The following is a 9480-nucleotide window of genomic DNA, read 5'->3' on the forward strand; positions in this document are numbered from 1 at the left end:
CGTTGGCCACCTTCATGGCGTCCACGACGGCGATGCGGGTCTGGGCCATGAGCCCGACCGTCAGCAGGGAGAGGGCGCCAACGAGAGCGGCGGGGAACAGTTTCTTGAACATCCGGTCCTCCTGAGGATTTAGAACGTGAGTCCTATGGACAGCTGGAAGTTGCTGAAGTCGTCTCCGGGCTTGGACTTGAGGTTGGTGGCGTAGATCAGGCGCAGGGGGATGTTGAAGGTGGGCAGGAAGAAGCGGAACTCGACGCCCGCGTCGGCCCGGTAGTTGGAAAGCTCCCACTTCTGTCGCTCGTGGAAGGTGTTGCCCACGTCCGTGAAGAGGGCGATGTCCACCTGCTCGGTGATGTGGAACACGTATTCGGCGTTGGTCAGGAACACCCGGTCACCGCCCTGGATGGTTCCGGTGCGGGGGTCCACGAAGTACCGGTTGTCCTTCGTAAGGGGGTAGACGGAGCGGACCCCGAACCCGCGGAGGGTGTCCTCGCCGCCCAGGAAGAAGCGCTCCCAGATCGGGATCTCGCGGCCCGAGTACCCCCGAACGTAGCCCACGCTCAGCCGGAAGGCCAGGTTCTGCTTCCGGAAGGTCGGAACGAAGAGCGAGCCCTCGAAGGAGGGCTTGACGAAGTAGTTGTCCCCCCCGAGAAAGCTCCCCGCGACGACGGAGGACAGGTTGAGGGACATGCCGGTCATGGGCCGGAAGGGGTTGTTCACCGTGTTGAAGAACAGGCTCGTGAAGACGGCGCTCGTGGTGGAGTTGTTGTACAGGGAGAGATAGTCCGGATCGATGAGGGAGGTGTCGAGGTTCGTGACCTTGGACTGCTCCCTCCGGTAGCCCACGGACCACCCCGAGAAAAGCCCGAGGGGGAAGGTGACGCTCGCCGATCCCCCCGTGGCCTCCTGGTCGAACTGGAGGTAGGTGAGCCTGGAGTTGTAGAGCTGGAAGGCTCCTCCGATTCGCTTTCCGAAGAGCCAGGGGTCCGAGTAGTTGATCGAGTAGAGCTTCTGGACCTTTCCGATGTCGGCGTTCAGGGACAGGGTCGTCCCCAGTCCCAGGAAGTTGTAGGTGCGAAACGCCCCGGAGATGTAGAACCCGTTGACGCCGCCGTACCCGCCCCCGAAGAGGAGCTCGTTCTTGCTGGCCTCCTCGCCCTTCACGGTCACGTCCACCGTGTTGGTGTTGGGCACCTTGGTGACCACCGGGTCTTCCTTGATCTCGAAGAGCGCGGTCTGCTTCAGGCGGTAGAGCCCGCGCTGGTAGCGGACGTAGTCGAAGACCTCCTGCTCGTGGACCTGCATCTCGCGCCGCAGAACGTGGTCCCGGGTGTCCAAGTTCCCGACGAACTCGATCCGGTTGAGGTAGTAGACCTGGTCCTCGGTGACGGACAGGGTCACGTCCGCGATGCCCTGCGCCTCGTGCTTCTCGAAGACGGGCGTGGCCGTGGCATAGATGTACCCCTTCTCCCCGTACTTGGCCTCGATGGCCTTGAGGATGTGCCCCAGCCCGACCTTGTCGAGTTTCTTGCCGGGCTTGAGGAACACGAGTTTCCGGAGTTCCTGGTCGGTGAAGACCTTGTTGCCCTCAAACTTCACCTCGCCCAGCTTGTAGGCGGCCCCTTCGACCACGGGAATGGTGAGGGTCAGCCATTTCCGGGAGCGCTTTTCGTTGAAGCGGCTCTCCACGATGGGATCGCCCACGTCCACGTCCAGGTAGCCCTCCGTCTCGTACAGCTCGCGCACCAGCTTCACGTCCTCGTAGTAGCGGCCTTCCGAGTAAACGTCGTGGCGCGTGGCCCAGGAGAGCCACCAGTGGGACCGGGTCTTTTTGAGGGTCCATTTGAGGCGGCGCGGTGAGAAGGCGGTCACGCCCGTGAACCGGACCTTCTCGATCCGGGCCTTGGCGCCCTCGTTGATCTTGAAGGTGACGGCCACCTGGGAGCGCCCCATGGACTGCACCTTGGAGGAGACCTCCGCATCGGGGAAGCCCTTCTCCGCGGCCATGAACTTGAGCGCGGCCTCGGTCTTCTTGACCTTCTGGTAATCCAGGATGGTCCCCGTCTTGAGGTCGGCGTTGTTCTCCTTGAGTTTGTCGAGGATCGTGGATCCCGTGAGGGACTTGCTCCCGGTGAACTCCACCGAGGCCACGATGGGCCGCTCCTTGATCCGGAAGAGAACGACCTTGCCGCCCCGCTCCCCCGGCTGGACATCGATGGAGAGGTCCTCCAGGAGCCCCGAGCTCCAGATCTTCTGGAACTGGGCCTTCACGAGGGCCTCGTCGTAAACCTGGCCCACACGCAGCGTGGTCATGGCGAGAAAGGCGTCCTGCGTGAGCCGGTCGTTCCCCTCCAGGATGATCTTCTCGATGACGGGCCTGGGCTCGCCCGGATCGGCCGTCTGGGCGAGGAGGGGGAGGGCCATGGATGCGAGAGCCAGAATCAGAAAGACCGTCGTTCGGCGCATGCCTCACCTATCCGGGAATGGGCACCGGCTCCATGTCCTTCAGGACCAGCCTGTCCCCCTCCACCTCGAGGCGGATCCGGGTCCCCTCCCGCACCTCGCGGGAGAGGAGCCATTCGGCCAGGGGGTCCTCGATGAGCGTCTGGACGCCTCGCCGGAGGGGGCGAGCCCCGAAGGCCGGGTCCTTGCAGCAGGCCTCCACCAGGAACTCCGCCACTCCGCGAGAGGGAATCACCTGAAGCCCTTTGACCTTCAGGGCATTGTTGAGGTCGCCGATCATCCGGCCGGCGATGGCGAGCAGGTCCTCTCGGCTGAGGGGATCGAAGACGATGACCTCGTCGATCCGGTTGAGGAACTCGGGAAGGAGGGAGCGCCTCAGGAGGCGGAAGACCTCGTCCCGCTTGGCCGAGACCGCCCGCTCCTCCCCGTCTCCGAAGCCGGGTACGCCCTTCTCGAGCACGAACCGGGAACCGAGGTTGCTCGTCAGAATGAGGAGGGTGTTGCGGAAGTCCACGGTCTCGCCGTAGCTGTCCGTCAAGATCCCGTCCTCCAGGATCTGGAGGAGCATGTTCAGCACGTCCGGGTGGGCTTTCTCGATCTCGTCCAGGAGGATGACGGCGTAGGGGCGCCGCTTCACGCGCTCCACGAGCTGCCCGCCCTCCTCGTAGCCCACGTAGCCGGGAGGGCTCCCGATCATCTTCGAGATGGAATGCTTTTCGGCGTACTCGCTCATGTCGAGCCGGACCATGGCCCGCTCGTCCCCGAAGAGGAACTCGGTGAGCGTCTTGGCGGACTCGGTCTTTCCCACGCCCGTGGGTCCGAGGAAGATGAAGGATCCGATGGGCCGGTTCGGATTCTTGATCCCCGCCCGGGACCGGCGGATGGCGCGGGCCAGCGCGGAGATGGCCTGCTCCTGGCCGACGACACGGCGGTGGAGGCTCTCCTCGATCCGCAGGAGCTTGCCCTTCTCGTCCTCCATCAGGGCGGTCACGGGGATCCCCGTCCACAGCGCCACGACCTGCTCCACCTGACCCCGGCCCACCGGGATGGTCTCCTGGAATCCGGGGCCTCCGGCTTGAGGGACTCTCTTGGGGCGCCGGTTTCCCGGAGCCTGGGGTTCGTCCTCCCAGAGACGGAAGCGTCTGGAGCCGTCGGGGCCCACGTCGCAGCACTCCACCTCCACTTCCGGGGCGGCCTTCGGCCTCGGTCCCGCGAGGATTTTGGCCATGGCGCCCGCCTCGTCGATGACGTCCACGGCCTTGTCCGGCTGAAAGCGGTCGGAGATGTAGCGGTTGGAGAGCAGGACCGCCTGCCGGAGCGCTTCCGGGTGGTAGCGCACCCCGTGGAAGCGCTCGTACCTTTCCCGCAGGCCCTCGAGGATCGCCAGGGTGGCCTCCTCGGAAGGGGGGAGGATCTTGACCGGCTGAAAGCGCCGGACGAGGGCGCGGTCCTTCTCGATGTAGCGCTTGTAGTCGCGGAAGGTGGAGGTGCCGATGCACTGGACCTGGCCCCGGCTCAAGGCCGGCTTCAGGATGCTGGCGGCGTCGAGGGAGCCTTCGGCGCTGCCCGCTCCGACCATGGTGTGGATTTCGTCCACGAACAGGATGACGGAGCGGTCCGCGGTGGCCTCCTTGAGGATCCCCTTGAGGCGCTCCTCGAACTGGCCGCGGTACTTGGTGCCCGCCAGGACGAGGGAGAGGTCCAGGGTCAGGATCCGCTTCCCTCGGAGGGTGGCCGGCACTTCCCCCCGGGCGATCCGCTGGGCAAGGCCCTCGATGAGGGCGGTTTTTCCCACGCCCGGTTCGCCGAGGAGGATCGGGTTGTTCTTGTGGCGCCGGGCCAGGATCTGGATGACCCGGTCGAGCTCCTCCTCGCGGCCCACCAGAGGGTCCAGCTCGCCGGACTCGGCCAGGGCAGTGAGATCCTGAGTGAACTCCTCGAGAGCCGGCCGCTCCTCCCGGCGGGCCTCGGAGGGGGGCCGCCGGGGTCCGGATTGGAGACGCTCCCGGGCGGCGGGCAGGGCGAGCCCGTGCTGCCGGAGCAGCCTTCCGGCGATGGAGTCCTCCAAATGGAGCAGACCCAGAAAGAGGTGCTCCACGCCCACGCGCAGGGCGCCCGCCCGCTCGCACTCGTCCGGTGCGTACTTCTCGATGAGAAGACGGGCGTCTCGGGACCAGGGAGGCGGGGCCGAGGAGGGCGCCGCGGCGTCGTCGGACAGGGTGTCCTCCATCTCCTCCCGAACTTCGTCGGCGCTCACGCGGGCCCGCTCCAGGAGGTCCCTCAAGAGGGGGGAATCCAGTTCCAGGATCCCCAGGAGGATGTGCTCCGTGTCGGTGACGGGCAGGCCCGCCCGGTGCGCCTGGTGGCGCGCGAAATAGAGGACTCTTCGGGCCTGCTCGGTGAACCGTTCGTACATCACGCGCCCCGTTCCGGGGGAGTATACCATCGGCAGGAGGCAGGTGCCACGCTCGACGGGCGGGGGGGGAGGGGCCTCACGAGAGGACCCGCCCCTCGTGAAGCCGAAGGGTCCGATCGCAGGCCGCGGCCAGCCTCGGGTTGTGCGTGGCCAGCAGGACCGTGAGGCCCTTCCGGGACCGGAGGTTCAGGAGGAGATCGAAGACCTGGTCGGCGGTCTCCTCGTCCAGGTTCCCCGTGGGTTCGTCCGCCAGGAGCAGGCCCGGTCCGTTCATGAGGGCCCGGGCGAGGGCGACCCGCTGCTGCTCGCCTCCCGAGAGCCGGCCGGGGACGTGGTGAGCCCGTTCACTCAGGCCCACCTCCTTCAATAGGTCCAGGGCGCGGGGGGCGGCGGCCCCGGGGCGCTCCCCGGACACCACGGCGGGCATGAGGACGTTTTCCAGGGCCGTGAATTCGGGGAGGAGGAAGTGAAACTGGTACACGATTCCCACGGTGCGGCGGCGGAAGGAATCCTTTTCGGCTCCCTGCATGGAGGTCACCTCGAACCCTCCGACGCGGATGGACCCCGCGTCGGGCCGGTCCAGTCCCGCGAGGAGGTGCAGGAGCGTGCTCTTCCCCACCCCCGACGGTCCGGTGAGGGCCACCATCTCGTTCTTCGCCACGGCCAGGGAGGCCTCCCTCAAGACCGTGATGCGGCGGGTGCCGGACTGGAAGCCCTTCGTCAGACCTTCCACCTGGATCATCACTCGTACCTCAGGGCTTCCACGGGGTCCAGCCGCGAGGCGCGGGTGGACGGGTACAGGGTGGCGAGAAACGAGACGGCGAGGGCAAAGGCGCTCACGGCGGCCACCTGCCCGGGAGAGGTGATGAAGGGGACGTACGGGAGGGGGTAGACGTCCAGCGACAGGGGAATGGCGTGAAACCGGTCCAGGAGAAGGCAGGCCGCCACCCCTGCGCAGGCCCCCAGGAGCGTGCCCACCGCGCCGATGACCATCCCCTGGAAGAGGAAGACGCCGCGGATGTCCGTGGCGGACGCGCCCATGCTCCTCAGGATGCCGATGTCCCGGACCTTCTCCATCACCAGGAGGATGAGCGTCGAGATGATGTTGAGAGCGGCCACCATGACGATGAGGCCGATGGCGAGGAAGAGGAGGACCCGCTCCATCCGGAGGGCCTTGAAGAACTCCTCGTTGGTGGCGATGAGGTCCAGCACGCGGAAGCCTGGGCCGAGGGCGCGCTGGATGTCTCCCGCGACCGCGGCGATGCCCGACGGATCCGCGAGGCGGACCTGCACGGCGCTGACCCGCCCGGGACCTGCGAAGAGCGTCCGGGCCAGCCCCAGGTCCACGTAGACGAATCCGGTGTCGTAGAGGTAATACCCCGTCCTCAGAATGCCGGTGACCTTGAGGGAGACGAGTTTGGGAATGCTGCCGAAGGGGGAGAGGGTGAGGCGGGGCGCCAGGAGCTGGACCGTGTCCCCGAGCCCCACGCCGAGCTCCTGGGCCAGGTCCGCGCCCAGAACCGCCCCGTGCGCGCCGTCGGGGGTCTGCCCGAGGAACCCCGACCCTTCGGTGAAGGGTCCGACGTCCACGACGGCGCGCTGGGTGGAGGGCTCCACGCCCACGACCTTGGCCACGACGCCCACGCGGGTCGTGGGGCCGCTGGCAAGGCCGGTGCCGAGGACGACGGGCGTGAAGGCCTTCACGCGCGGGTCCGCGGAGAGGGCCCGATAGACCGCTTCGGTCTCCTCCGGGGACATTTCTCCCGGGCCGCCCAGGACGTTCAAATGGGCGTTGAGGAGCTGGATCTTTTCCTGGATTCGCGTGGTGAACCCCGTGGAGATGGCCAGGGCGATGATGAGGGCCATGACGCCGACGGCCACGCCGGCCACCGAGATGAGCGTGATCAGGGAGATGAATGCCTGCCGCCGCCTCGCGAAGAGGTACCGGCGGCCCACGAAGGTGGCGAGGCTCATGGACTCTGGGGACGGAGGAGGGGAAAGAGGACCACGTCCCGGATCGAGGGCGTGTCGGTCAGGAGCATGACGAGCCGGTCCACGCCCAGGCCCTCCCCGGCCGTGGGCGGCAGGCCGTACTCGAGGGCCTGGCAGTAGTCCTCGTCGTAAGGCATGGCCTCCTCGTCCCCGTGGGCCTTCGCCTCCACCTGCGCCTTGAAGCGGCCGCGCTGATCGTCGGGGTCGTTGAGCTCGGAGAAGCCGTTGGCGACCTCCATCCCCGCCACGAACAGCTCGAAGCGGTCGGCCGTGTCGGGCCGGTCCGGGCGGCGCCGGGAGAGGGGGGACACCTCCACGGGGTGGCCGTGGACGAAGGTTGGGTTCAGGAGCGTGGGCTGGACGAGGGTTTCGAACGCTTCGACCAGGAACTTCTCGGGGGTGTCCGACTTGGCCGGGCTCATCCCGAGACGGGGGATCCATTCGGCGCGGGCGGTGGGTGAGGCCGGGGCGTCCTCGGGCACCCCCCGCTCGGCCAGGGCGGTGCGGGCCGCCTCGCGGAGGTCCATGCGCGCGAAGGGAGGACGGAAGGAGATCTCCCGGCCCTGGTACGGGACCGTCTCGGTCCCCCGCACGGCCAGGACGACGTCGTGAAGCATGGATTCCGTGAGGGCCATGAGGTCCTCGGCGGAGGCGTAGGCCTGGTAGAACTCCATCATGGTGAACTCGGGGTTGTGGGTCGTGTCGATCCCCTCGTTCCGGAAATTCCGGTTGATTTCGAAGACCCTGGGCATGCCGCCGACCACGAGCCGCTTCAGGTACAGCTCGGGGGCGATCCGGAGGTACAGGTCGCAGTCGAGGGCGTTGTGGTGGGTGACGAACGGGCGTGCGGCCGCCCCGCCCGCCATGGGATGGAGCATGGGCGTCTCCACCTCCTCGAAGCCGCGATCGGCCATGAAGGCCCGGAGGGCCCGCACCATCCGGGCCCGGGCCAGAAAGCGCGGCAGGCTGTCGGAGTTCATCATGAGGTCCAGGTGACGCTGGCGGTATCGGGCCTCCACGTCCTGGAGCCCGTGCCACTTCTCGGGCAGGGGTCTGAGGCATTTCTGCAGGGGGACCAGCCCCTCCACGAGGACCGTGAGTTCCCCCGTCCGTGTCCGGAAGAGGGGCCCCTCCACGCCCAGCCAGTCGCCGATGTCCAGGAGGGACAGGTGGGCGAAGAGACCTTCGAGGCGTTGACGCTCGAAGAGGATCTGGAGCCGGGCCGTGCTCTCCTGAAGATGGCCGAAGGCCAGCTTGCCCATCTTTCGGAGGGCCACGAGGCGGCCCGCGACGCGGACCTGGGGGGGGCTCGCGGCGAGGGCCTCGGCGCTCTGGTCCCCGAAGCGGGCGAGGATTTCCACCAGGGGGTGGGTTGCGTTGAAGCGGAAGGGGAGGGCCTGCGGAAACGCCTCCTTCCACTGGGCGAGCTTGGCGCGGCGCTGGGCGATGAGTTCGTCTTCCAAGGGGGCTCCCGTTTCGGAAAGCCCTGATTATAGGCGGGAAACCGGCTCGGGGTCAATCCTGGCGGGGCGCGCCCCGGATGGCGGGGAAGCCGTCCCGAATCGAAACGGGGCGCGCCATTTTGGCGCGCCCCGCTGGCACGGTTCGGGCGGGGGTTCAACCGGCCCGGAAGTAGAAGTAAATCCCGCCCCCACGCCCATCGATGACGTAGAGACTCACCGGATCCCCGGGCTTGACGTCTGCGGCGGCGGCCCGGTAGTCCTTGACGCTGGCCACGGTCCGGCCGTTCACCTCGGAGACGACCATGCCCTCGCGAAGCCCCTTGGTGTACGCGTTGGACTTCGGGTCCACGGCCGTGATCACGACGCCTTCCGCCTCCTGGGGGAGGCGGTACATGGAGCGGTTCTGGGGCGTGAGGTTCTGGACCGTGATCCCCAGGGCGTCCTGGCTTTCCTTCTCCTGGCCGGGGGCGGCGGATTCCTCCTCCCCTTCCAGGCCCTTGGCCCGGTCGCCGAGGGTGACCTTGAGCGTCTTGCGGGCGCCTTCGCGGAGCACCTCCAGGTGGACGGTGCGGCCCGGCGGGTACGCGGCGATCTTGTGGGGGAGCTGGCGGCTGTCCTTGATGTCCGAACCCTCCACGCCCACGATGATGTCGCCCTTCTTGACGCCGCCCTTGGCCGCCGGCGTGTTCTCGTCCACGCTCTGGACGAGGGCGCCGCCTCTCAGCTCCTGCTTGTACGTCTTCTGGTAGTAATCCCTCACGTCCTGGTCCACGGGGCCGACGCGCACCCCGAGGTAGCCGCGCTCCACCTTGCCCTTGGTCTTGAGCTGGTCGAGTTGGGCCTTGACGAGGTTGATGGGGATGGCGAAGCCGATGCCCTCCACCGTGCGGCCGCGGAAGTCGCTTCGCGTGATGGCGGTGTTGATTCCCACGGCCTCCCCGCGGATGTTCACCAGGGGGCCGCCGGAGTTGCCGAAGTTGATGGCGGCGTCGGTCTGAAGGAAGTCATCGAGCGAACTGGAGGAGATCCGGCGGCCCTTGGCGGAGATGACGCCCACCGTGACGGTGTGGCTGTACATCAGCGGGTTGCCCACGGCCATGACCCAATCCCCCGGCCGGACCGCGTTCGAATCGCCCAAGGGCAGCG

6 protein-coding genes are annotated in these 9480 nt (G+C 67.4%); all 6 read right to left on the minus strand.

The features are described 5' to 3' along the window. Positions 1-129: 129 nt before the first annotated feature. Positions 130-2466 carry an outer membrane protein assembly factor BamA gene (bamA, locus tag AB1824_11990; protein MEW5765684.1) on the minus strand — a complete coding sequence of 779 codons (2337 nt, stop codon included), beginning with the start codon at positions 2464-2466 and terminating at the stop codon, positions 130-132. Positions 2467-2473: 7 nt separating this feature from the next. Further along, a complete protein-coding gene (locus tag AB1824_11995) occupies positions 2474-4879 on the minus strand; it encodes an ATP-dependent Clp protease ATP-binding subunit (protein ID MEW5765685.1) in 2406 nt (801 codons plus the stop codon). A 76-nt stretch (positions 4880-4955) separates the two neighbouring features. Beyond that, on the minus strand, positions 4956-5621 hold the full coding sequence (locus AB1824_12000) for an ABC transporter ATP-binding protein (GenBank protein ID MEW5765686.1): 666 nt from the start codon (positions 5619-5621) through the stop codon (positions 4956-4958). Next, positions 5621-6853: an ABC transporter permease gene (locus AB1824_12005; protein ID MEW5765687.1), complete on the minus strand. Its 1233-nt coding sequence runs from the start codon at positions 6851-6853 to the stop codon at positions 5621-5623. Before AB1824_12005 ends, AB1824_12000 begins: the two co-directional genes overlap by 1 nt. Continuing rightward, on the minus strand, positions 6850-8334 hold the full coding sequence (gene lysS / locus AB1824_12010) for a lysine--tRNA ligase (GenBank protein MEW5765688.1): 1485 nt from the start codon (positions 8332-8334) through the stop codon (positions 6850-6852). Before lysS ends, AB1824_12005 begins: the two co-directional genes overlap by 4 nt. Before the next feature lie 154 nt (positions 8335-8488). Continuing rightward, a partial coding sequence (locus AB1824_12015; GenBank protein MEW5765689.1) for a PDZ domain-containing protein occupies positions 8489-9480 on the minus strand: 992 nt, incomplete at its 5' end.

Source organism: Acidobacteriota bacterium, assembly GCA_040752915.1.
Lineage (GTDB): Bacteria > Acidobacteriota > UBA4820 > UBA4820 > DSQY01 > JBFLVU01.

Bases quoted from the DNA above. Each gene is read 5' to 3' on its own strand.
- bamA (MEW5765684.1), bottom strand. From the start codon at position 2,466: ATGCGCCGAACGACGGTCTTTCTGATTCTGGCTCTCGCATCCATGGCC.
- AB1824_11995 (MEW5765685.1), bottom strand. From the start codon at position 4,879: ATGTACGAACGGTTCACCGAGCAGGCCCGAAGAGTCCTCTATTTCGCG.
- AB1824_12000 (MEW5765686.1), bottom strand. From the start codon at position 5,621: ATGATCCAGGTGGAAGGTCTGACGAAGGGCTTCCAGTCCGGCACCCGC.
- AB1824_12005 (MEW5765687.1), bottom strand. From the start codon at position 6,853: ATGAGCCTCGCCACCTTCGTGGGCCGCCGGTACCTCTTCGCGAGGCGG.